Raw genomic sequence first — 22,211 nt, 5'->3', positions numbered from 1 at the left:
CGATAATCTCATGAAAGAAGTAGTTATTGTCGATGCCGTGCGGACGCCGATAGGAAAATATAAAGGAGCGCTAAAAGACGTCCGTCCTGATGATCTCGGGGCAACTGTCATTCACGCTCTCGTTGAACGCAACCCAAATCTTCCGGTCCATGAAATTGAAGAAGTCGTTCTCGGCAACGCCAATCAAGCTGGTGAGGATAACCGGAATGTCGCTCGTATGTCTGCGTTATTGGCCGGGTTGCCGGTCGAAGTGGCGGGGACGACGGTGAACCGCTTATGTGGCTCAGGGCTTGATGCTGTCAACTACGCGGCGCGCGCCATCATGACAGGAGAAGCGGAAATAGTCATAGCCGGCGGAACGGAAAGCATGACGCGCGCGCCATTTGTCATGGCAAAACCAAGTGCCGACTTTCCACGCGGCAATATTGAAATGTTTGATACGACGATTGGCTGGCGATTTATCAATCCAAAGATGGAGGAAATGTATGGAACTGACAGCATGCCGCAAACAGCGGAAAATGTCGCAAAACGGTTCGGCATTTCCCGGGAAGAACAAGATGAATTTGCCTATGAGAGCCAAATGAAAGCGAAAAAGGCGATCGAATCAAATCGATTTGCCGACGAATTAGTTCCGGTCATATACTATGACCGCGTCGGAAACAGAGTTGTCGTGGACAAAGATGAACATCCTCGTCCAGACACGACGTTGGAAAAACTCGCAAAACTGCGTCCGCTATTTGAAAACGGCACCGTCACAGCTGGAAATGCTTCAGGGATCAATGACGGAGCGGCGGCGCTTTTATTAATGAGCGCGGAAAAAGCGAAGGAACTTGGAATGAAACCGCTCGCAAAATACGTAACGTCAGCGGTTGCGGGAGTCGAGCCTGCGGTGATGGGGATCGGTCCGATTTACGCAACGAGAAAAGCGCTTGCTCGCGCTGGCTTAATGATTGATGATATCGGTTTAGTAGAGTTGAATGAAGCGTTTGCATCCCAAGCGATCGAATGCATTAGACAGCTTGGCATTGACAGGGAAAAAGTAAACGTCAACGGCGGAGCGATCGCCCTTGGCCATCCGCTTGGGGCAAGCGGCGCACGTATTTTAACGACACTCATTTACGAAATGAAAAAACGGGGCGTAAAATATGGCCTTGCAACGATGTGTGTCGGCGTAGGGCAAGGAATTGCAACGATCGTTGAAAATACCGATGAATGACGAGGGGAAGAACAATGGGAATGACAGTGTCAAACGTATTGCTGGAAAAGAAAAATCATATTGGTTACGTGACATTGAACCGTCCAGAAGTGATGAATTGTTTCGATTACGCCACGTTGTGCCAGCTTGGAGAAGTGGTTGAGCGCATTCACCTTGACCGCGACATTCGCATTGTGGTTTTCACTGGCGCGGGAGACAAAGCGTTCAGCGCAGGCGCGGATTTAAAAGAACGAAAGACGTTAAACGAAATGGAAGTGCGTCGCAACGTGAAAAAAATTCGTGATGTTTTCGATGCTGTAGCTAACTTGCCGCAGCCGACGATTGCAGCCGTAAATGGCTATGCATTTGGTGGCGGATTTGAACTAATGCTTGCTTGTGATTTCAGAATTGCAGTGAAAGGAGCAGTCATGGGCTTAACCGAAGTGAGCTGGGCGATTATCCCAGGAGCTGGCGGAACGCAACGGCTTCCTAGGTTAATTGGCGAAGCGAAGGCGAAAGAGTTAATTTTAACAGCACGTAAAATTACCGCCGAACAAGCGTATGAATACGGTCTGTTAACAAAGGTAGTAGAAAAAGCTAATTTAATACCTAGCTGTGAAGCGTTAGCACACGAAATGTTGCAAAATGGTCCAATTGCTTTGCAACAAGCGAAGTACGCAATTCAACAAGGAATGAATGTTGATTTACAGACGGGTCTTGCCATTGAAATGAAAGCGTATGAGTTAACGATTCCGACAAAAGATCGTTTAGAAGCGTTAGCTGCATTTAGTGAAAAGCGCAAACCACAATTTACAGGGGAGTGACTCACTCATGGTCCTCCCTCTTTTCATCTGGAATGACAACTTAACGCTTTTTTTTGCTCGTCTTGCCAACGTTATAATAATTTGCTACGATTATGTCTTGAAAACGAGATAAAGGGTGTCCATAATGAGTATGAATACGCGATCGATGATTTTTACCATTTACGGTGATTATATCCGTCATTACGGAAACAAAATTTGGATTGGCAGTCTAATCCGCTTATTAAAAGAGTTTGGACATAATGACCAAGCGGTTCGCGCTGCGATTTCGCGAATGAGTAAGCAAGGATGGGTAAAGGCTGAAAAAAAGGGAAATAAAAGCTATTATTCGTTGACTGAACGTGGAATCAAACGTATGGAAGAAGCAGCAAAACGCATTTATAAAATTCGCCCAGAAAAATGGGACGGCAAGTGGCGTATTTTGGTGTATACAATTCCAGAAGAAATACGGAATGTGCGAGACGAATTGCGCAAAGAGCTCGTTTGGAGCGGTTTTGGCACGATTTCCAACAGTTGCTGGATTTCTCCGAATAATTTAGAAAAGCAGGTGTATGATTTAATCGATAAATATGAGATTGAACCGTACGTCGATTTTTTTATCGCGCAATATGACGGACCACACACGAACAAGCGATTAGTAGAGAAATGTTGGAACTTGGATGAAATTAACCAAAAGTATGAGGAGTTTATTTCTGTTTATAGCCAAAAATACATTATTGATAAACATAAAATCCAGCGCGGTGAAATGTCGGATGCAGAGTGTTTTGTCGAGAGAACGAAGCTCGTGCACGAATATCGCAAGTTTCTGTTTATCGATCCGGGACTACCGGAAGAATTGCTTCCGAAACGATGGATGGGAAGCCATGCTGCCGCGTTATTTAGTGAATATTACAAGGAATTAGCTGTTCCGGCTAACCGTTTTTTTGAATCCGTGTTTATGGATGGAAATGAATTGGAGAAAAAAGATGAGGAATATGATGTCTATAATCATCCTTTTATTGTGGAATAACGCTTTTTTACTGAAAAGCATAAAAGCACTGCTGATGGAAAGCAGTGCTTTTATTGTTTATTTGTTTCGGTCTGCTAGCAGTTGACGATATTCTTTCCCTTTTTGAACGTACGTATCGATCGACAATTGAATAAGTGCTAAATCTTTTTCAGTAATTTCACGAACAACTTTTCCTGGAGAGCCCATGACAAGAGAGCGTGGTGGAATTTTTTTGCCAGAAGGAATTAACGTGTTTGCCCCGATAATGCATTCTTCGCCGATTTCGGCACCGTCTAAAATCGTGGAACCCATGCCGATAATAGAGCGTTTTCGAATTGTACAGCCGTGAAGAATGACATTATGACCGACCGTCACCTCGTCTTCTACAACAAGCGGTGATCCTTCATATAAATGGCATGTCGAGTTGTCTTGAATGCTGCAGCGTTCTCCGATGACAATTGGTGCTTCATCGCCTCGCAACACGGCGTTAAACCAGATTGTTGATTCTTTTCCAATCGTAACATCGCCGATAATATGAGCACCAGGAGCGATAAATACTGTATCGTCCACTTTCGGCATTTTACCATTGTAACAATAAATCATTCCCATCCCCCCTCAAAGTATGGTAAGGTTATGATAAGTATAACACAATTTTAACGAGGTGGGAATTTTATGAATGATGTCTGCCGCTTGTTGCATATTCGTTATCCGATCATTCAAGGGGGAATGGGCAATATTAGTAACGCGCAGCTGGCCAGTGCCGTATCCGAAGCGGGAGGACTTGGAACAATTGGTGTTGGTACAATGCCGCCCGATGAAGTGGAGGAAATCATCATTGAAACAAAACGAAGAACAAGTCAGCCATTTGCCGTTAATATTCCTATTCAGGTAACCCCGTATGTAGACGAAATGATATCGTTAGTCTTAAAACATCGCGTTCCTGTCGTTTCGTTATCAGCGGGGAATCCGGCACCGCTTATTCCACGTCTTGCGGAACAAGGAGTGAAAATAATTGTCGTGACCGCTTCAGTGAAACAAGCGAAAAAAGCGGAAGCAGCAGGAGCGAATATTATTGTTGCTGAAGGGTATGAGGCAGCGGGAATCAATTCGACGTTAGAGTTGACGACAATGACGCTGATTCCACAAATCACAAGCGCTGTCCGTGTTCCTGTTGTAGCTGCCGGAGGAATCGGAGATGGACGGGGATTGCTTGCTGCGTTCGCACTTGGAGCTCAAGGAGTACAACTAGGCACGCGATTGATCGCTACAAAAGATGCACCGTTTCATGAGGCGTATAAACAGTTAGTCACCAATGCTGGTGAAAACGAAACAGTGATTGTTGGTCGCTCAGTCGGAAGAGTGCGGAGGATTATGCGCACTCCGTATGCAGAGAAATTGCTGCAATATGAAAAGGAAGGAGTGTCGCTTGAAACGTTCAATGAATATACATCTGAAGATCGTCATCGCCGCGGAGCTCTTCAAGGAGATTTTTATGAGGGATTTGTCAATGCGGGGCAAATTGCCGGACTCATCGAAGACATGCCGACGGTAGCAGAGCTATTTGAACAAATGGTAAAAGAGGCGAAACAACAACTGCATAAACTACATACCCTTTTTTTCCGTTCATAAATAAATATCTTATTTGATGAATAAAGAACATCTTCCTCCAAGATGTTCTATTTTTATAATTTATTATTTTTTAGAAAATTATTGACTTTCTATCTTTGTGATTGATAATATTTATTTAGTATAACGTTATTTTAACGTTATTAAATATTTTTATGATGTTTTTTGTAAGCGTTTGCGAAATATGCATAACAGCTAAAAAATTGGCGTTATGCCAATTTTGATAAAAAACAAGGGGGAGTAAGAATGAAAGGAACAATCAAACAACTAGCAGTGCCTATGCTTGTTGGAATGTTAGCGCTTTCAAGTTGTGCGAAAGAGGAGACAGCGACAAACGGTGTTAAAGGGGATGAGACGGAGGGAAAAACTGTAACGATTGGCGTCACGCAATTTATCCAGCACCCGTCGTTGGATGCTGCTTTCAACGGGTTTAAGAAAGCACTGGAAGATGGTGGATTTAAAGAAGGGGAAAACGTCAAGTACAATGTACAAAACGCGCAAGGAGACATGAACAACAGTCAAACGATTGCTAACAACCTTGTGTCTGATGGAGTTGATCTTATTTTCGCCAACTCTACTCCGAGTGCACAAAGCGCGCTAAACGCAACGAAAGAAATTCCCATTGTATTTACGTCTGTTACTGATCCAGTCGGTGCTGGTTTAGTTCCATCGATGGATCAAGCTGGTGAAAACATTACCGGAACAACGGATAGCCATCCTGATGCGATTCGAAAAACGATTCAATTTATTGATGAACAAACCGATGCCAAAACGGTTGGACTCATTTATAACGCAGGGGAACAAAACTCGGTGGCACAAATCGAAAAGGTGAAGGAAGCTGCAAAGAACACTGATTTGAAGTTGGTTGAAACGTCCGTTTCAACAACGGCAGAAGTGAAACAGGCAGCAGAGTCGTTAGTTGGTAAAGCAGACGTTTTTTACATCGTAACCGATAATACGGTTGTATCAGCAATCGAGTCAGTTGTGAGTGTTGCTAATGAGAAAAAAATCCCCGTTTTTGCTGGAGAGCTAGATTCATTAAAACGTGGCTGTTTTGCGGCATATGGGTTTGATTACTATGACATTGGCTATCAAGCTGGAGAAATGGCAGTTGCAATTTTGAAAGGAGAGAAAAAGCCATCAGAAATTAAACCAGAATACCCGAGCAAATTAAAGCTTGTTATCAATAAACAAGCAGCAGAAAAGCAAGGAATAAAGCTGAAGCCTGAATGGGATCAAATGGCGGAGTACATCGAATAATTCGAAAGGATGAATGCCTTTGTTAACAGCGATGGTAGGTGCGATCGAATCAGGAATTATTTATGCCATTATGGCGTTAGGAGTATATTTGTCGTTTCGTATTTTAGATTTTCCGGATTTAACGGTGGATGGTAGCTTCGTTACGGGGGCTGCTGTTGCGGCGACGCTTATTGTTGGCGGAGTAAATCCGTTTGTTGCTACATGTCTAGCGCTCTTTATTGGGTTTACTGCTGGATGCATGACTGGACTTCTTCACACGGTCGGAAAAATTAACGCTCTTTTATCAGGGATTTTAATGATGATTGCCCTGTACTCTATCAATCTTCGTGTTATGGGACGTTCTAACGTACCACTTTTAAATCAAAAAACAATATTTACGATGATTCAAGAATGGGGGACAAAGCTCGGCCTTGATTCAGCAGCGGCGAAAACGTGGGGAATCTTCGTATCGATGGCGATTCTTACTCTTTTGTTTAAATTTTTCACGGACTGGTTTTTACAGACGGAAATCGGGCTTGCGATTCGCGCCACGGGCGATAACCCGCGTATGATTCGTAGCTTGTCGGCAAATACGAATTTGCTCATCGTTTTAGGTCTGGGGATTTCAAATGCAATGGTTGCGTTCTCAGGAGCGCTTATTGCGCAGTACGGTTCGTTTGCTGATGTCGGTATGGGAATCGGCATGATTATTATCGGTCTCGCTTCCGTTATCATTGGAGAAGCGATATTTGGAACAAAAACGATTGCGAGAACGACACTCGCGGTCATCGGCGGATCGATCATTTACCGCATTGTTGTTAGCCTTGCTTTGCGCGCGCAGTTTTTAGAAACAGGGGATGTGAAGTTAATCACGGCATTCATTGTCATTTTAGCGCTTGTCATGCCGCAAATCGTCCGCCAGCAAAAAGAGAAAAAGCGCAAAGAGGAAAAAAGACGAAAGCGAGCGCAGATCATCGCGATCTCCACAAGCGGAAAGGGTGAAAGCGATGTTGCAGTTAAATCAGATTTATAAAGTGTTTAATGAAGGAACGTCTGATGAAAAAATCGCACTTCAAGGTGTCAATTTGACGCTTCGAAAAGGAGATTTTGTCACGATCATCGGCAGCAACGGTGCAGGAAAGTCGACGCTGATGAACTTGATTTCAGGTGTACTATTTCCTGATGAAGGAACGATTTATATTGACGGCCAGGATGTGACAATGATGCCAGAATATGCTCGTTCCCGCTATATCGGAAGAGTGTTTCAAGACCCGATGGCGGGAACGGCACCGAGTATGACGATTGAGGAGAATCTCTCGATGGCGTACGCGCGCAATCAAAAACGTACGCTTCGCCGCGGAGTAACGAAAAAACGGCGCGATTATTTTCGTGAGGTGCTTGCGACGCTTCATCTCGGCTTAGAAAACCGTCTTCAAGCGAAAGTCGGCTTGCTTTCGGGAGGAGAACGGCAAGCGCTGTCTTTGCTGATGGCGACGTTTACAGAACCATCGATTTTGTTGCTGGATGAACATACGGCTGCTTTGGATCCGGCAAGAGCAGAACTGATTACCAATTTAACGAAAGATATTGTTAAGCAGTATGGATTAACGACATTGATGGTTACCCATAACATGCAGCAAGCCATTGATTTGGGAAATCGTCTTATCATGATGGATAAAGGGCAAATCATTTTGGAAGTGGACGAAAACGAAAAGAAAGGATTAACGGTAGAAAAATTATTGGCGGAATTTCAGCGTATTCGTGGCACACAACTAGCGAGCGATCGAGCGGTGTTAAGTTGAACAATAAGTAAAATCGGATAAGCGTTTTCAAGCTTATCTCCTTTTTTTAAATTAAAACAAAAAATAATATAACGTTTTTAAAACGAATATATATTTATAAGTGATAAAAAGAGGTGAAACAAGATGAAACCGGGAATGAGAGTGGGGGACACCGCTGTGGTGGAAGCAGTCGTGACTCCTGATATGTTTGCCCAGTTTGAAGGGAATGTCGTCCATCCAGCTTATTCCACCGTATCGATGGTGTATCACATGGAATGGGCTTCCCGTAAAATTATTTTACCTTATTTAGAAGAGCACGAAGAAGGAATGGGTGCGGCTGTATCCGTGAAACATATTGCCCCGACAGCGGAAGGGTCGACCGTGACGGTGACAGCGACAGTGACCGAGATTCGTGACAATGTTGTCGTCACGAAAGTGGAAGCAAAAAATGAGACGCAAGTAATTGGAATCGGCGAAGTGAAACAAGTAATTTTACCGAAGCGAAAAATCACGCAAATGTTACAAAAACAGTTGTATTCATAGGGGGTGAAAGAATATGAGTACTGTCACACGTCAGCGGAAATCAGTTGATATATTTACGCAAATTCGTGAACATGAACAAGTTGTGTTTTGTAATGATGAAAAAACGGGACTAAAAGCAATTATTGCCATTCATAACACAACGCTAGGCCCAGCACTTGGTGGTTGTCGGATGCACTTGTATGCGACGGTCGAAGATGCACTGTTTGATGTGCTTCGTCTTTCCAAAGGAATGACGTATAAATGTCTTGCAGCGGACGTCGATTTTGGTGGTGGCAAAGCGGTTATTATCGGTGATCCACACAAAGACAAGACACCGGAATTGTTCCGTGCGTTCGGCCAGTTTGTCGAATCGTTGAATGGTCGGTTTTACACGGGTACTGATATGGGAACAACGCCGGATGATTTTGTTCACGCGATGAAAGAAACAAACTGCATCGTTGGCGTTCCGGAAGAATATGGAGGTAGCGGCGATTCTTCGGTGTCGACCGCAATAGGTGTCGTTTACGGCATTAAGGCGACCAACAAAGTCATTTGGGGAAGCGATGCGCTTCATGGAAAAACGTACGCCATCCAAGGATTAGGGAAAGTAGGTAGGAAAGTAGCGGAACGCTTATTGGAAGAAGGAGCGGACTTATATGTGTGCGATATTAATCCAACGGCAATTGAAGCCATTGTATCGTATGCAAAAAAACTGGGAGCGAACGTAAAAGTGGTACAAGGGACGGAAATTTACGGAACGGACGCGGATATATTTGTTCCGTGTGCGTTCGGAAATGTCGTGAATGATGATACGATTAATGTATTGAAAGTAAAAGCGATTGTCGGCTCCGCAAACAATCAATTGCTTGATGTGCGTCACGGTCGTATGTTGAAAGAGAAAGGGATTTTGTACGCGCCAGATTACATTGTGAATGCTGGAGGACTCATTCAAGTAGCCGATGAACTGTACGGACCAAATAAAGAGCGTGTACTACAAAAAACAAAAACTATTTATTCAACGCTCCTCCATATTTATTCCCGAGCGGAAGCGGACCATATCACAACGATTGAAGCAGCGAATCGTTTTTGTGAAGAACGATTACAACAGCGCAGTCGTCGCAATAACTTTTTTACGCATCATAAACGACCAAAATGGGATATTCGAAGATAATGGTGAGGGAGGGGTTCGATGGAATCTCAGTTTCCTATTATACAAATTATGAATGAACAAGGGTGTATTGTGCGAAGTGAATATCGAGAACAAATTACAAAAGAACTGGTGATGACGATGTACCGTCATCTTATTCGCACCAGAATGTTTGACCGAAAATGTATCAGTCTACAGCGGCAAGGTCGCATTGGTACGTATGTTCCGTACGAGGGCCAAGAAGCGTGTCAAGTTGGAAGCGCTCTTGCATTGCGTGACGGTGATTGGATGTTTCCGACATACCGCGATCATGGAGCGATGATGACGTTTGGTCGTTCCTTAACTCAAACGCTTCTATATTGGAAAGGCCGAACGGAAGGATGTATTCCGCCTGAAGGGAGAAAAATCGTTCCACCGAGCGTTCCGATTGCTACGCAGATTCCGCACGCAGCAGGGACAGCATACGCTGAGAAGCGGAAAGGAACGAAAAATGCTGTCATCGTTTATTTTGGAGATGGGGCGACATCGGAAGGAGATTTTCACGAAGGGCTCAATTTTGCAAGCGTTTTCAATGTACCTGTGGTCTTTTTCAATCAAAACAATCAATACGCGATTTCCGTACCGATTACTCGACAAATGAAGTCAAAAACGATTGCGCAAAAAGCAATGGCGTACGATATTCCTGGCATTCGCATCGATGGAAACGATATTTTTGTAGTGTATTTTGAAACACAGCAAGCGCTAGAGCGGGCAAGAAACGGGAGAGGACCGACGTTAATCGAAGCGGTCACATGGCGTTATGGCGCCCATACTACTTCCGATGACCCATCGAAATACCGCGATCAAGAAGAAAGCAAGCGAAGACGCGAAACGGCCGATCCAATCAAGCGGATGGAACGATTCATGCAGCAGGAAGGCTGGTGGGATGAAAAATGGGCGAATCAAGTACAGGAGGAAGCGAGTGTGGAAATCGAGCAAGCGGTAGCCGAAATGGAACGATATCCAAAAGCGAACCCAGCTGACATGTTTGATTATGTTTTTGCTCAACCAACGTGGACGATTGCCGAACAGAAAAACGCGTATTTTCAATGGAAGCGGGGGATCGAAGGATGAGGACAGCGGTAAACACCAAGACGCTAACGCTTGTGCAAGCAGTTAATGATGCGCTTCGCACGATGTTGAAGGAGAGAGAAGATGTCATTTTGCTTGGAGAAGACATCGGAAAAAACGGAGGTGTATTCCGCGCCACGGAAGGATTACAGGAGGAATTCGGCGAGGATAGGGTTATCGATACACCGTTAAGCGAAGCAGGATTTACTGGTGCGGCGATCGGGATGGCGATCAACGGACTTCGTCCTGTCGTGGAAATTCAGTTTTTAGGCTTTATTTATCCAGCATACGAGCAGATTATGACGCATGCCGCACGGATGCGCGCACGGACGATGGGGCATTTTACTGTGCCGATGGTCATCCGCGCCCCATATGGTGCGGGGGTGCGCGCTCCGGAGATTCATTCCGACAGCACCGAAGCACTGTTTACCCATATGCCGGGCATCAAAGTCGTCTGCCCATCCACGCCATATGATGCAAAAGGGTTACTTATTGCCGCCATTGAAGATCCTGACCCGGTGCTGTTTTTAGAGCCAATGCGCAGCTATCGCGCATTTCGCGAGGATGTGCCAGAAGGAAAATATACTGTTGAAATCGGCAAAGGAAAAAAATTGCGCGAAGGAGGCGATGTGACCGTCATCGCGTGGGGGGCGATGGTGCCAGTAGCGGTGAAAGCAGCCGAATCTGCCGAAAAGAAAGGAATTCAAGCTGATGTTATCGACTTGCGCACACTCTATCCGCTTGACAAAGATATCATCGCTGATTCGGTTCAAAAGACGGGGCGAACGGTCATTGTGCAGGAAGCACACGCCACTGGTGGATTGGCGAATGATATTCTCGCTGTTATTAATGATACGTCATTTTTATATCAAAAAGCGCCAGTAGAACGGGTGACCGGATTTGACGTTCCCGTGCCGTTTTTCGCCTATGAAGATGATTATTTACCAACGCCGCAACGAGTTTTACACGCGATCGAAAAAGCAGTGAACTTCTAGCAGAAGGGGGAGAAACGATGGAAGTGAAGCTTCATGATATCGGTGAAGGAATGACCGAAGCTGTCGTATTAAGTTACTTCGTTAAAAAAGGGGACTATGTAAAAGCAGACCAGCCGCTAGTCGAAGTGCAGACAGATAAAATGGTAGCGGAAATACCTGCGCCAGCCGCAGGTATTATTCAAGATATTCTCGTTCCCGAGGGAGAGACGATTTCAGTTGGCACGACGATTCTTACGTTAGAAGCAAAATCACCGCCCCTTGTGGAAACGATGTCCAATCAGCCAAATGTGACAGCGGAATCCGTTCACCTGTTTGCTGTTAAAAAAGAAGAGACTGTTTGCGCCAAGCGGATGATAGAACGGCGCGTGCTTGCCTCTCCATATACACGGAAAATTGCCCGCGAACATGGGGTGGATTTAGAACAAGTTGTTGGCACAGGACGAGGCGGCCGAATTACCGACGAAGACGTGTACCGCTTTATCGAAACTAACAATGCGAAGCAAACGAATCATTCGTCGGTTGCAGGCGGCGGTACGGAATCTCAATCATTCGAAAAAGCGGATGACAATGCACCATCGTTTTCTGTCATCCCGTTCCGCGGCCGCCGCAAGCAAATCGCGAAAAAAATGGCGCAATCATTATATACGATTCCTCATTGCACACATTTTGAAGAAGCCGATGTCACCGAGCTCATCCGGTTCCGTGAAGAGCTGAAGCAGCAAAATTTCCATATTTCCGCAACGGCGTTTTTCATTAAAGCGCTGTCGCTCGCGTTAAAGCAGTTTCCAATATTTAATGCTAGGCTTGATGAAGAACGCGAAGTGATCCATCTTAAGCAAGAGCATCATATCGGCATTGCAGTCGACACAGAAGAAGGATTAATCGTGCCAGTCATCAAACATGTCGAAAGCAAGTCATTGCGGGAGATTCATGAAGAAGCGAAACGTCTCACGAAAAAAGCGCAAGAAAACAAACTGACGCTCCAAGAAATGACGGGAAGCACGTTCACCGTCAGCAACGTAGGTCCGCTCGGCGGCAGCATTGGCGCAACACCAATTATTAATTATCCGGAAGTGGCGCTTATGGCGTTCCATAAAACAAAAAAACGTCCTGTTGTCATGGAAAACGATGAAATCGCGGTGCGTTCAATGATGAACATCTCGATGTCATTTGACCATCGCGTCGCCGATGGCGCGACGGCTGTGGCGTTTACAAACTATTTCGTAAGACTGATCGAAAATCCAAAGCTAATGTTAATGGAGTTGATATAAATGGTAGTCGGAGAACTTGCCCATGAACGGGATGTCGTTATCATCGGCGGAGGACCAGGCGGATATAATGCCGCGATTCGCGCCGCCCAGCTTGGGCTGTCTGTCACACTCATCGAAAAAGCGGAGCTCGGCGGTGTTTGCCTGAACAAAGGCTGTATTCCGTCAAAAGTGTTCGCTCATGCTGCACAGAAAATGGCAGAGCTTCCTCACATAAAGGAAATCGGGATTGAATTGGGGCATGCTTCGTTTCAATTAGGCAAACTACAAAACTATAAGACAAAAGTAGTTACTCAGCTTCGCCAAGGCGTTGAAGCGCTTTGTAAAGCAAACCGTATCGAGGTCATCTGCGGCAAAGCGTCCTTTTTAGCGGAAGACCGAATCGGCGTTGAATCGGGAGAAGTGTTTGACGTGTACCGCTTTCGGCACGCCATCATTGCCACCGGGGCATCGTACGTTTCACCGCCATCCATCAACATTGACCATGAACGCATTTTAAACGCTTATTCCATATATGGATTGGAAACGTTGCCGAGCCATTTGCTCGTATATGGAGACGACTATATTGCGATTGAAGTGGCAATGAGCTTTAAAATGTTTGGCTCACAAGTATCCGTCATTACGAATGACGGCACTTTTGGGCTAGACGAAGCGGTCGCTAAGGAATTGCAGAGAATATGGAAAAAAAGGAAAATCAAACTTTATCAGCATTGCAAAGTAGAAAGCGTCACGTCATCGCCAGATGCTGTTGCCGCCACATTAAAAACTGCAACAGGAGAAACGGTGACGGTGGAGGGGTCGCATATATTTGTAGCATGCGAAGCGAAAGCGAACGTTGATGGGTTAGGCATCGACCGTCTTGGCATCCAGCGTACGGAGCAAGGATTTATTGAGATCAACTATCAAGCGCAAACATCGCTTCCCCATATTTTCGCTGTGGGAGATGTAACAGGCGGGCCGATGCTTGCAGTGAAAGCGATCAAACAAGGAAAAGTCGCCGCCGAAACAATTGCTGGAAAACAGTCCGAAATCGATCTCACCTTTCTTCCCACGATTGTGCATTCCATTCCGCCGATAGCGGGCGTCGGATTGACGGAAGACGAAGCAAAAGCGCAGTATGAGGACATTCGTGTCGGAAGTTTTCCGGTGGCTGGAAACGGATATGCCGGTATTATTGGTCAAAAAGATGGATTGGTAAAAATCATCAGTGATGCGAAAAATGATGTGATACTAGGCGTTCATATGATCGGTGTTGGAGCGGTTGAGCTTATTTCGAGCGGAATTATTGGATTGGAAATGGCCGCACGTGAGGAAGATATGAAATTTCCCTTTTACCCGCACCCGAGTAGCAATGAAAGTTTGTTAGAAGCAGTAGAATCATTGCAGGCGGAAGCAATTCATCTCTCTCCAGCAATGCAGAAAGGGAGCAAGAAAAAAGCAGTCTCACGCTGAGACTGCTTCTGTTTGGAAAAAAGATGCTTAGTTTGCAGCACCTTTCTCCCATTCCGCGAACGAAGAAAGTAGGCTTTATATGCACCAAGGCAGATGAGGGGATTATTCATTACAGGGATCAAAGACAACCACAACGACCTTTTCTGTTCCGCAGTCAAATGGTTGAGACATATTCACGCTACATTAGGAGCCTACTATGCTGTATTTTTCGCAAACGGCTTAGCCTCTTTCTTTTCACGGCATCGCAAATAAGTTTTCCGCATCTGCCACCATAAGTGCGATGACCGTGCAACCTTTCTTTAAATAAATTCTCACTATTCCAGGGCAATTTTGGGACAAAGTTTGAATGATTATCATAAAAACTGACAAAATTCGACAAAAATTTCTAAATTTATAGGCTAAAATAAGTGTAGAAAAAAGGAGGTGCCTTATGAGAATTTCTTGTTCCTTTCATATTGCTAAAATTCCGATTCATTATCGAATGGCAATGGTGTCCATTGTCAAAGAAGCGTTACGGACATCTGATGAAGCGTATTATCGCCGTCTGTATGAAAGGGGGCAATGGACAAAGCCGTTTGTCTTTTCTACATATTTAAAGAATTTTCGCATTATTGATCATGAGATTAAATTAGATGGGATTACGTTAACCGTCAGTTCCCCTGACCACGAGTTTTTGTTGCATTTATATAACGGTTTGCAAAAAAACCGGACTTTCTCTTATAAAGATTATCATTTTGTAAAAGAGAAAATAGTGGTTGTCAATGAGAAGCAAGTGACGAGCCCGGCTGTTGTTTTTCGCACCCTTTCTCCAATACTGATCGAGGATGAAAAAGGAAACCCGGTTTCTCCAGATGATGCAAGTTATGGTGAGCATGTGAACTATATAGCAAACATGATTTTATCTCAGTATCGCGGCAAAGGGCTATATGCACCTCTTTCTATTAAGCCAATATATTTTAGAAAAGTCGTAGTGAAGGAGTCAAATCACGAATTTGCCGCAGCTTACGGAGATGATGAATATTTATATTTCACCGCTTATCATGGGCGATTTGCGGTCAAAGGGCATCCGGAAGATTTGCAGCTATTGTACCAGCTCGGGTTGTCGAAACGGCGAAACCAAGGGTTCGGGCAACTAGAAATCGAGGAGGTGAGGGGATGAAAGTACAACTCCGTATGGGAGAATGGATGATAACGATGGGGCTTGTCGGGCTTTACCGCGTGTTTGAATATGGACTGAAAAACGAAATCATTGACCAGCAATACCGGCAAAGCATTTCCATTCGGCCGTGGGGATTGGAACTGGATGTGGACGTGCTGCCGCAATTGCCAAAAGCCTATTTTTTGTATTTAATCGACGAATACAGCGTAGCGAAGCGCGATAGCGAAAAATTGCGGCTTTATATGAAGCAAGCGGAAAAAGAGGGGCAGTTTCCCAATGCTTTATCAGCCATCAAAAAAACGATGACAGATACAGGAAAAAAAGTGCTTAAATATTTTTCCCATCAACCGCTAGCACATGCTTTAGAAACTTTAAAACAAGTAAAAAAGCCGGAGAATTTTGAACTTCTAGCGACTTGCGTCGATACATTCGAAACGGCGCTGCGTGAACCAAAGATTAATGAGAAATTGACACTTAACTATTTTAAAGCGGCGATATTAAAAGCATTTTTTGGACAAGTTTCCTTTCTAAACGTTTCGAAAAATAATTTGGATTTACAAGGGCATATCCAAGAATTTCAAAAAGACTATATCGCTCCTGTTCAATACGACTTACAATTTGAACATGTATTAGCGAATGCCAAATCTTCAGAGGAAATCATCGCATTTTTAGACAATCATAAAGACTATCAGCCATTCAAGTCATTGAAAAGAGCGTGGAAAAACAAAACATTAGAGGATATTCGATATTATGTGAACAATACGGTAACGAAATGTTTGCTTTTACAGAATCGCCTCGCTTTTTATAATTTTGAAGAAATGGTATTTTCCCCAATTGGAGTGGCAAAAAACAACGCGTTTAATTTTAACTGGAACTTGGAAGATCATCAGCCTAAACCAATTTCTTCTTTAGCAAAACTAGTATTGTTTTTCGCTCCAGCTGGTGCAGCTATTTATTTAAAAAAAGAAGGGTTCAATGACCAAGGAGAATATCGTACATATGCGGGGTTTGTCCAATCCGATGCCGCTTTTTCCGAAATATTGCAAAAAAATAATCACTTCAAACAGTTAAAACAACAAAGAGAACCGTTTGACCGCATTGTCAGCAAACTGATTCAAGGTGTCACAAAAGAAGCGGAGTATGTGGCAGATCACTTATTTTTTATAGAGTTTTCTTCTGACTATGACAGTAAAAAAACGCATTTGCACTACTACCACTTGCCAATGTATTTGGCGCATTATTTTAAAATCTACAAGGGAAAACTCGATTATATCCAACCTTATGAATACCGCGAGCATTTTGTCCAGTATGTGCTTCGCGGGGCGGATCCCGTCATTGTTATTTATCCTTATTTGCGTTATTACATCGAAAAAGGCTATTCGCACATCGGCCCTTACATCGCCGTTCGCGAGCGGAATCGAATTATGCAGTTGAAAAAAGGAGTGAAAGAGATGTCAAGCACGGATAAACGCGTATATGCGGTGTTTCGCAGCGGCCAGGAAATTCGCAAAGCACTTGAGCAAGCGGCCGCGTCGAAAGCATCGGAGCAATATTCCGCCAGTTCGAATAAAAAAGTGAATGCGGTTGCGTACCGTCTATTAAATGCAGCGAAAGCAGGAAACCAAAAAAGCTTTATGGATACATTGTTCCGGCTGCACATGTCGGCGGAAAAGCCAATATCTCCTATTTTCTTGAATGCGTTGCATGAACGCGATTTGGACTTTGCGACAGTAGCCAACGCCTTTATTGCTGGATTGTTATCTAGCGGATTACAAGAAGAACAGGAGGATGTCGTATCATGACAAAATCATTAACGATGACAGTGGTATTTCAAGCAGGTTCATTAAACTACGGGGAAGGAATTGCCAATATTTCTGAGCTGAAAAAATTTCATCGCGGCAATGGAGAAGTGTATACGTACGCATCGCGGCAAAGCTTGCGCTACGACATTGTTCGTTTAGGAAATGAGCTATTCGGCTGGAATTTAAATACGGTCGATAAAGCAAGCGGGGTAGTGCAGTTTAAAAAAGACGTAACAATCAAGGATTCTGTAGAAATGGATTTATTTGGCTATTTAAAAACAGACAAAAATTCGCAAAAACGCGCTGCTGTTGTTAGATTAAGCCATGCCATTTCGCTCGAACCGTACAAAAGCGATCTCGAATTTTTGAACAATATGGGGCTGGCGAGCCGCATTGGGCAGGATGCGAACATTGCCAATATCGAACAGCATCAAAGCTTTTACACTTATACGTTAACTGCTGATTTAAAGCGCGTCGGTGTGGACGGCGACGTCGAACTTTCCAATGCGGAAAAAGCAGCACGCGTCCAGCAGCTGCTTGATATTGTCAAAATATTAAACCGCGATATTCGCGGCCGCCGCGAAAATTTAGCGCCGCTATTTATTATCGGCGGAGTTTATGATGTCGCGAATCCGTTTTTTCTTGGGAAAATTTTCCTCTCTTCTTCGCAAGGATGGGAAATTCAACCTCAACCAATTGCCGAAACAATGGAGCAAACTTTTGCAGGACAAACCGTCGGAGAGCAAACGCGCATCGGGTTTTTACGCGGCATTTTCGCGAATGAAGGGGAGTTTGCGGATTTGTTTGCCGATAAAGTCGGTTCGATCGAACAGTTTTTCCAATACATTTCTAAACAAATTCAAGCATATTACGGTGTATAACGATGAAAGCGTTGCGCATGAAATTATTCCAAGAAACGGCTTGTTATAAAAAACCGTTTGCGTCAAAAGTAGCAGAGACGTATCCATTGCCCCCTTATTCAACGGTCAAAGGAATGCTACATGCGCTGATTCGCGCTGATGCATTTATCCCGATGCGCCTTAGCGTCCAAGGACAGTACGAAGCAAAGCTGTTAGACTATCAAAGATACTATTTTTTCAAGAAAAAAGAAATGAAAAGTTTTCCGCTGATTCTAGACGGGGTGCAGGGCATTGATTTTTCCTATGATAAAGGCGAAATGACAACGATGCCGATGTACACCCATCTCTTATATCGGGTGAATCTGCTGATTCATGTCGAGGCGGAAGACGAAGTTCTCGAGAACATCATTCAAGCGATCGAAGCCGGCAGCGGCCATTACAGTTTAGGAAGATGGGAAGATTTAGTCCGAATCGACGAATATAAGCTTGTTCACGTCCATGAACTAGATGAAGAGAAGGAACTGCAGTATAACGCGTATATTCCGAAACATTTATTGGATGAACAAATTAGGCATATTCCTTACGAGGTAAATTGGAAATATGAAATTATCAACGGCATTCGCCAATGGGAAACCGTTCATGTTGGTTATGTGTTAAAAGGGACGACCGCCCCGGAAGGAGCAATGGTGGATGAAGATGGAGAACTGGTGTTTTACCATGTATAGGGGGAGATGGCGATGACGTTTTATGCGAAATCGGAAACAAAAGAGACGATCCGTGAACATACGGATCGTCTCCTTGATAATTTGCGATTATTAAAGGACAGTTATGGGCATAAATTCGTCCGCATGGATGAAAGAATGTGGGAATTGCTTCGGATCGCGGCGGAATATCACGACGTTGGCAAAGCGAACACCGTATTTCAAAATAAAATACGCCGCGCGATTCATGAGGAGATGCTTGAAACCGATTGCGACGCAGATGTGCCGCATAACTATTTGTCTGTTGGGTTGATTCCGTTTTCACAGCTTGATTTGACGAAAGAAGAAAGCCGCCTTCTCATTCATGCCGTCGGCTACCATCATGAGCGGGACAAGCTTCCCGATAAAGAGATGATACGCCATATTCTTGAGACGGATGTGATGAACCAACGAAACGCGATTTCCGAGCACATGAAATTGCCGCTTGCCGAGAAACTATCATTTCGCTTTGTAGACCGTCTGTTAAAACGGTACACCATTCATGACGGCGATCAGTTTTGGAACTACGTGTTGTTAAAAGGGCTTCTTCATCGCATAGACCACGCAGCATCCGCGCATCTTCCTGTAGAGATCGATATCGATCAGTCCATTGGCGCAAGCGTGCGCAACTATATGAAAAAGCAAGGATTTCGCAAAAACGCTTTGCAGCAGTTTACCGAGGCCAACCAAGACAAAAATGTTGTTGTGGTTGCACAGACAGGCATGGGGAAAACAGAAGCGGCTTTATTATGGGTCGGAGAGGATAAAGCGTTTTTCACACTGCCGCTCCGTGTAAGCATTAACGCCATTTACGAACGAATTCGGGACAAAATGGGATATGATGCGGTCGGATTATTGCATTCAACGAGTGTTCATTATTTGGCAGAAAAAGGAGAAGAAAATTGGGAAGCGCTGAAACAACAGTCCCAACAGTTGTCGACGAAGCTGCTGATGACAACGATTGATCAAATTTTGAAATTTCCGTTTTATTATCGCGGGTTTGAAAAAGAGTTGGCGACGATGGCGAACGCCAAAATCGTGATCGATGAAATTCAAGCGTATGATCCGAAAATCGCCGCCATGCTTATTAAAGCGTTGGAAATGATTCATAATGTCGGCGGTAAATTTATGATTATGACCGCAACATTGCCGACGTTATATCTCGATGAATTAAAGAAGAGAAACATTATTGCTGAGGAACATAGCGCATTTGGCGAATTTATCGATACAAGTAAGCACCGCCATCGCATTCAATTGCACGCAAAAGAAATAACAGAAGGTTTAGAGGATATCGTCCGTAAGGCGCAAACATCGCAAGTGCTTGTCATTGTCAACACGGTGCGCCGTGCCATTGAATTGTATCAAAACTTATTAGAACAAGAATTACATATTCCGGTTTATTTGCTTCATTCACAATTTACCCAAGAGGATCGGCAATTGCTGGAGCGGAAAATAAAAGAATTTAATGAGGAAAAAATAAACGGGATTTGGATTACGACACAACTAGTGGAGGCAAGCATTGACATTGACTTTGATTATTTATTTACCGAAATGTCCACCTTGGACAGCTTATTTCAGCGGCTCGGGCGCTGTTATCGCAAACGCATATTAGACGAGGAACGATGCAATGTACATATTTTTACTGAAAACATTTCTGGTGTGCCGCGAGTATACAACGAACATCTCGTCAATGAAAGCATAAAGCTGTTGCAGCCGTATGACGGCCATATTCTCGATGAACGCACTAAAGTAGAAATGGTAAAGCAGTTGTACGAGCGGAAACGGTTAATCGGAACGGCGTTTTTACAAGAATTTGAGGATGCCTTATATATGTTTGACAACCTTGATCCGTATGGAATGAACAAGAAGGAAGCACAGAGAAAATTGCGGGATATTCAAAATATTCAAGTCGTTCCTCGACGAATATATGATGGAATAATTGATTTGTTAGAAGCGTATGCCGCTTGCCGCGATGTGAAGAAGCGGCTGCTCCTGCGGATGGAAATAGAAAAGAAAACGGTAAGTGTTCCTCGTTTTGTTGCTGAAAAATACGTATCAGAGCGGCTGCCGAAACCGTTTGAACATATATACATCATTGATGTGGAATACGATTTTCAGCGAGAAACATGGAAAGGAAAAGGAATTTTGTTAAATACCCCGATGTCCACCATTTACTAAAGGAGTTGGGTTTATGGTAAGCGGTGTGCAAATGCACTATTACAAAGTATGCAAGCGAAAATTGTGGTTATTTTCGAAAGGAATTGCGATGGAAGAAGAACATGACCGCGTAGTCGAAGGGAAAATTCTGCACGAGCGCGCTTACCCACGTTTAGACGAACGGGAAATTTTAGTGGATCACACATTTAAACTGGATGCGTTAGATGGCGAGTATATTCGGGAAATCAAAATTTCCAGCAAAATGGCGGACGCTGACCGTTTTCAAATGCTGTACTACTTATATGAGTTAAAAAAGCGAGGAATCATCAAAAAAGGATTGATTAGCTACACAAAAGAACGCAAAACAGAAGAAGTCGTTTTAACGGAGAATGATGAAAAAGAGATAGAACAAGCAATCAAGGAAATATATCGGGTTTTGCAACTGCCTTCGCCTCCACCGCTAAAGAAATTAACGTATTGTCCGAAGTGCGCTTATTATGAATTTTGCTATGCGTTAGAAGGTGATGAATAATGCTGCGGGATCACTATATTTTTTCAAATGGACGCTTAAAGAGAAAAGATAATACAATTTATTTTTTGGACGAAAACGAGACAAAAAGATCCCTTCCCGTTCATCAAGTGGACAATTTGTATGTATTTGGGGAAGTGGATTTAAACTCGTCGTTATTGAATTTACTGAGCCAGCATAATGTCCATATGCATATTTTCAATTACTATGGCTTTTATGCGGGAACGTTTTGCCCAAGAAACAAAAAAGTATCAGGTTTTACGGTTGTCCAGCAAAGCGCCCATTATCTTGATGCAGCCAAACGCTTATATTTGGCAAAAATGTTTTTGCAAAGCGCGGTACATCATATGCTGCGAAATATTCGCCGGTATAAAGAGAAAACGGAAGAATATGTAAGGCAAATAGAATTAGAAGCGGAAAAAATGGGAACAGCGACGGACATTCAAGAATTGATGGGAATAGAAGGGCGCATTCGCCAGCATTACTATCAGTCGTTTAATGAGATACACGAGTGTTGATTATCCAAAATTATACATACGCCTTCCATAAATTTGGGCATACTCAAACAAAGCAGCGGCCATCCCGGATTTCCAATCGAGAGGAAGCTGCCCAGAGAAAAAACGGCGAACGAACGAAATGAAGGAAAGAGAGACGTTCGTCTGTTTTTTGGTTTGATCATACAGCCATCGCAGCAACACATACGCGATGAACGCCGCAAACAGTTGGTTGTATACCGCATTTTCCGTCGTGCCAAACAAGGTCGGGACATTCAGATATTGCTTCACCCAACGGAAAAAGACCTCAACAGTCCAACGTTGTT

22 protein-coding genes are annotated in these 22,211 nt (G+C 43.9%); 20 read left to right on the top strand and 2 right to left on the bottom strand.

Annotated features, from left to right (window positions below; translation table 11 throughout):
• The first annotated feature begins 10 nt into the window (after window positions 1-10).
• The 3 genes from BM278_RS11760 (at window position 11) to paaX (ending at window position 3,025) form a co-directional block, all read left to right on the top strand.
• Window positions 11-1,216, top strand: a complete 1,206-nt coding sequence (locus BM278_RS11760; protein WP_090949937.1) for a thiolase family protein — start codon at window positions 11-13, stop codon at window positions 1,214-1,216.
• A gap of 14 nt (window positions 1,217-1,230) precedes the next feature.
• Window positions 1,231-2,019 carry an enoyl-CoA hydratase-related protein gene (locus BM278_RS11755; protein WP_090949934.1) on the top strand — a complete coding sequence of 263 codons (789 nt, stop codon included), beginning with the start codon at window positions 1,231-1,233 and terminating at the stop codon, window positions 2,017-2,019.
• A gap of 130 nt (window positions 2,020-2,149) precedes the next feature.
• Complete coding sequence (paaX, locus tag BM278_RS11750; protein ID WP_064551952.1) at window positions 2,150-3,025, top strand: phenylacetic acid degradation operon negative regulatory protein PaaX; 876 nt, start codon at window positions 2,150-2,152, stop codon at window positions 3,023-3,025.
• A gap of 57 nt (window positions 3,026-3,082) precedes the next feature.
• On the opposite strand, the gene BM278_RS11745 is transcribed toward paaX, so the two are convergent.
• On the bottom strand, window positions 3,083-3,607 hold the full coding sequence (locus BM278_RS11745; protein WP_090949932.1) for a gamma carbonic anhydrase family protein: 525 nt from the start codon (window positions 3,605-3,607) through the stop codon (window positions 3,083-3,085).
• Window positions 3,608-3,676: 69 nt separating this feature from the next.
• On the opposite strand from BM278_RS11745, the gene BM278_RS11740 reads away from it, so the two are divergent.
• The 17 genes from BM278_RS11740 to cas1 all read left to right on the top strand — a co-directional run bounded on the left by BM278_RS11740 (window position 3,677) and on the right by cas1 (window position 21,909).
• The gene (locus BM278_RS11740) at window positions 3,677-4,633 is read left to right on the top strand and encodes an NAD(P)H-dependent flavin oxidoreductase (RefSeq protein WP_090949930.1); all 957 of its coding nucleotides are present in this window, start codon (window positions 3,677-3,679) and stop codon (window positions 4,631-4,633) included.
• Between the two features lie 243 nt (window positions 4,634-4,876).
• Window positions 4,877-5,890 carry an ABC transporter substrate-binding protein gene (locus tag BM278_RS11735; protein WP_090949928.1) on the top strand — a complete coding sequence of 338 codons (1,014 nt, stop codon included), beginning with the start codon at window positions 4,877-4,879 and terminating at the stop codon, window positions 5,888-5,890.
• Window positions 5,891-5,909: 19 nt separating this feature from the next.
• Entirely contained in the window at window positions 5,910-6,902 is a 993-nt protein-coding gene (locus tag BM278_RS11730) for an ABC transporter permease (RefSeq protein ID WP_090949926.1), read from the top strand.
• The gene (locus BM278_RS11725) at window positions 6,877-7,671 is read left to right on the top strand and encodes an ABC transporter ATP-binding protein (protein WP_090949924.1); all 795 of its coding nucleotides are present in this window, start codon (window positions 6,877-6,879) and stop codon (window positions 7,669-7,671) included. The genes BM278_RS11730 and BM278_RS11725 overlap by 26 nt, the downstream gene beginning before the upstream one ends.
• A 123-nt stretch (window positions 7,672-7,794) precedes the next feature.
• Window positions 7,795-8,193, top strand: coding sequence for a thioesterase family protein (locus BM278_RS11720; RefSeq protein ID WP_090949923.1), 399 nt, complete (start codon window positions 7,795-7,797; stop codon window positions 8,191-8,193).
• Between the two features lie 13 nt (window positions 8,194-8,206).
• Window positions 8,207-9,343: a Leu/Phe/Val dehydrogenase gene (locus tag BM278_RS11715; protein WP_090949921.1), complete on the top strand. Its 1,137-nt coding sequence runs from the start codon at window positions 8,207-8,209 to the stop codon at window positions 9,341-9,343.
• 18 nt (window positions 9,344-9,361) lie between these two features.
• The gene (gene pdhA / locus BM278_RS11710) at window positions 9,362-10,432 is read left to right on the top strand and encodes a pyruvate dehydrogenase (acetyl-transferring) E1 component subunit alpha (RefSeq protein ID WP_090949919.1); all 1,071 of its coding nucleotides are present in this window, start codon (window positions 9,362-9,364) and stop codon (window positions 10,430-10,432) included.
• Entirely contained in the window at window positions 10,429-11,424 is a 996-nt protein-coding gene (locus tag BM278_RS11705) for an alpha-ketoacid dehydrogenase subunit beta (protein WP_064551578.1), read from the top strand. Before pdhA ends, BM278_RS11705 begins: the two co-directional genes overlap by 4 nt.
• Window positions 11,425-11,441: 17 nt before the next feature.
• On the top strand, window positions 11,442-12,695 hold the full coding sequence (locus BM278_RS11700; protein WP_090949917.1) for a dihydrolipoamide acetyltransferase family protein: 1,254 nt from the start codon (window positions 11,442-11,444) through the stop codon (window positions 12,693-12,695).
• A complete protein-coding gene (lpdA, locus tag BM278_RS11695) occupies window positions 12,696-14,144 on the top strand; it encodes a dihydrolipoyl dehydrogenase (protein WP_090949916.1) in 1,449 nt (482 codons plus the stop codon).
• A 430-nt stretch (window positions 14,145-14,574) separates the two neighbouring features.
• A complete protein-coding gene (cas6, locus tag BM278_RS11690; protein ID WP_090949914.1) occupies window positions 14,575-15,303 on the top strand; it encodes a CRISPR-associated endoribonuclease Cas6 in 729 nt (242 codons plus the stop codon).
• Window positions 15,300-17,105, top strand: a complete 1,806-nt coding sequence (locus BM278_RS11685; protein WP_090949912.1) for a type I-B CRISPR-associated protein Cas8b1/Cst1 — start codon at window positions 15,300-15,302, stop codon at window positions 17,103-17,105. Before cas6 ends, BM278_RS11685 begins: the two co-directional genes overlap by 4 nt.
• Window positions 17,102-17,986, top strand: coding sequence for a type I-B CRISPR-associated protein Cas7/Cst2/DevR (gene cas7i, locus BM278_RS11680; RefSeq protein ID WP_090949910.1), 885 nt, complete (start codon window positions 17,102-17,104; stop codon window positions 17,984-17,986). Before BM278_RS11685 ends, cas7i begins: the two co-directional genes overlap by 4 nt.
• Window positions 17,987-17,988: 2 nt before the next feature.
• Entirely contained in the window at window positions 17,989-18,690 is a 702-nt protein-coding gene (gene cas5b, locus BM278_RS11675; RefSeq protein ID WP_090949909.1) for a type I-B CRISPR-associated protein Cas5b, read from the top strand.
• Window positions 18,691-18,702: 12 nt separating this feature from the next.
• Window positions 18,703-20,883 carry a CRISPR-associated helicase/endonuclease Cas3 gene (locus BM278_RS11670; protein WP_090949907.1) on the top strand — a complete coding sequence of 727 codons (2,181 nt, stop codon included), beginning with the start codon at window positions 18,703-18,705 and terminating at the stop codon, window positions 20,881-20,883.
• A gap of 13 nt (window positions 20,884-20,896) precedes the next feature.
• Entirely contained in the window at window positions 20,897-21,394 is a 498-nt protein-coding gene (gene cas4, locus BM278_RS11665; protein WP_090949905.1) for a CRISPR-associated protein Cas4, read from the top strand.
• Complete coding sequence (gene cas1 / locus BM278_RS11660) at window positions 21,394-21,909, top strand: CRISPR-associated endonuclease Cas1 (protein ID WP_244151152.1); 516 nt, start codon at window positions 21,394-21,396, stop codon at window positions 21,907-21,909. Before cas4 ends, cas1 begins: the two co-directional genes overlap by 1 nt.
• On the opposite strand, the gene BM278_RS11655 is transcribed toward cas1, so the two are convergent.
• Window positions 21,910-22,211 (bottom strand): transposase (locus tag BM278_RS11655; RefSeq protein ID WP_143093442.1); only part of this gene is annotated, 302 nt, incomplete at its 5' end.

The sequence above is a fragment of the Parageobacillus thermantarcticus genome (assembly GCF_900111865.1).
Lineage (GTDB): Bacteria > Bacillota > Bacilli > Bacillales > Anoxybacillaceae > Parageobacillus > Parageobacillus thermantarcticus.
Note: the sequence above shows the minus strand (reverse complement) of the source record. Positions and strands in the feature narration are given on the sequence as shown.

Coding starts and splice junctions, on each gene's coding strand:
- BM278_RS11745 (WP_090949932.1), bottom strand. CDS start 3,607: ATGATTTATTGTTACAATGGTAAAATGCCGAAAGTGGACGATACAGTA.
- cas1 (WP_244151152.1), top strand. CDS start 21,394: ATGCTGCGGGATCACTATATTTTTTCAAATGGACGCTTAAAGAGAAAA.
- cas6 (WP_090949914.1), top strand. CDS start 14,575: ATGAGAATTTCTTGTTCCTTTCATATTGCTAAAATTCCGATTCATTAT.
- BM278_RS11700 (WP_090949917.1), top strand. CDS start 11,442: ATGGAAGTGAAGCTTCATGATATCGGTGAAGGAATGACCGAAGCTGTC.
- cas4 (WP_090949905.1), top strand. CDS start 20,897: ATGGTAAGCGGTGTGCAAATGCACTATTACAAAGTATGCAAGCGAAAA.
- BM278_RS11670 (WP_090949907.1), top strand. CDS start 18,703: ATGACGTTTTATGCGAAATCGGAAACAAAAGAGACGATCCGTGAACAT.
- lpdA (WP_090949916.1), top strand. CDS start 12,696: ATGGTAGTCGGAGAACTTGCCCATGAACGGGATGTCGTTATCATCGGC.
- BM278_RS11715 (WP_090949921.1), top strand. CDS start 8,207: ATGAGTACTGTCACACGTCAGCGGAAATCAGTTGATATATTTACGCAA.
- BM278_RS11735 (WP_090949928.1), top strand. CDS start 4,877: ATGAAAGGAACAATCAAACAACTAGCAGTGCCTATGCTTGTTGGAATG.
- BM278_RS11755 (WP_090949934.1), top strand. CDS start 1,231: ATGGGAATGACAGTGTCAAACGTATTGCTGGAAAAGAAAAATCATATT.
- BM278_RS11760 (WP_090949937.1), top strand. CDS start 11: ATGAAAGAAGTAGTTATTGTCGATGCCGTGCGGACGCCGATAGGAAAA.
- BM278_RS11685 (WP_090949912.1), top strand. CDS start 15,300: ATGAAAGTACAACTCCGTATGGGAGAATGGATGATAACGATGGGGCTT.
- BM278_RS11705 (WP_064551578.1), top strand. CDS start 10,429: ATGAGGACAGCGGTAAACACCAAGACGCTAACGCTTGTGCAAGCAGTT.
- BM278_RS11720 (WP_090949923.1), top strand. CDS start 7,795: ATGAAACCGGGAATGAGAGTGGGGGACACCGCTGTGGTGGAAGCAGTC.
- cas5b (WP_090949909.1), top strand. CDS start 17,989: ATGAAAGCGTTGCGCATGAAATTATTCCAAGAAACGGCTTGTTATAAA.
- pdhA (WP_090949919.1), top strand. CDS start 9,362: ATGGAATCTCAGTTTCCTATTATACAAATTATGAATGAACAAGGGTGT.
- BM278_RS11725 (WP_090949924.1), top strand. CDS start 6,877: ATGTTGCAGTTAAATCAGATTTATAAAGTGTTTAATGAAGGAACGTCT.
- BM278_RS11740 (WP_090949930.1), top strand. CDS start 3,677: ATGAATGATGTCTGCCGCTTGTTGCATATTCGTTATCCGATCATTCAA.
- cas7i (WP_090949910.1), top strand. CDS start 17,102: ATGACAAAATCATTAACGATGACAGTGGTATTTCAAGCAGGTTCATTA.
- paaX (WP_064551952.1), top strand. CDS start 2,150: ATGAATACGCGATCGATGATTTTTACCATTTACGGTGATTATATCCGT.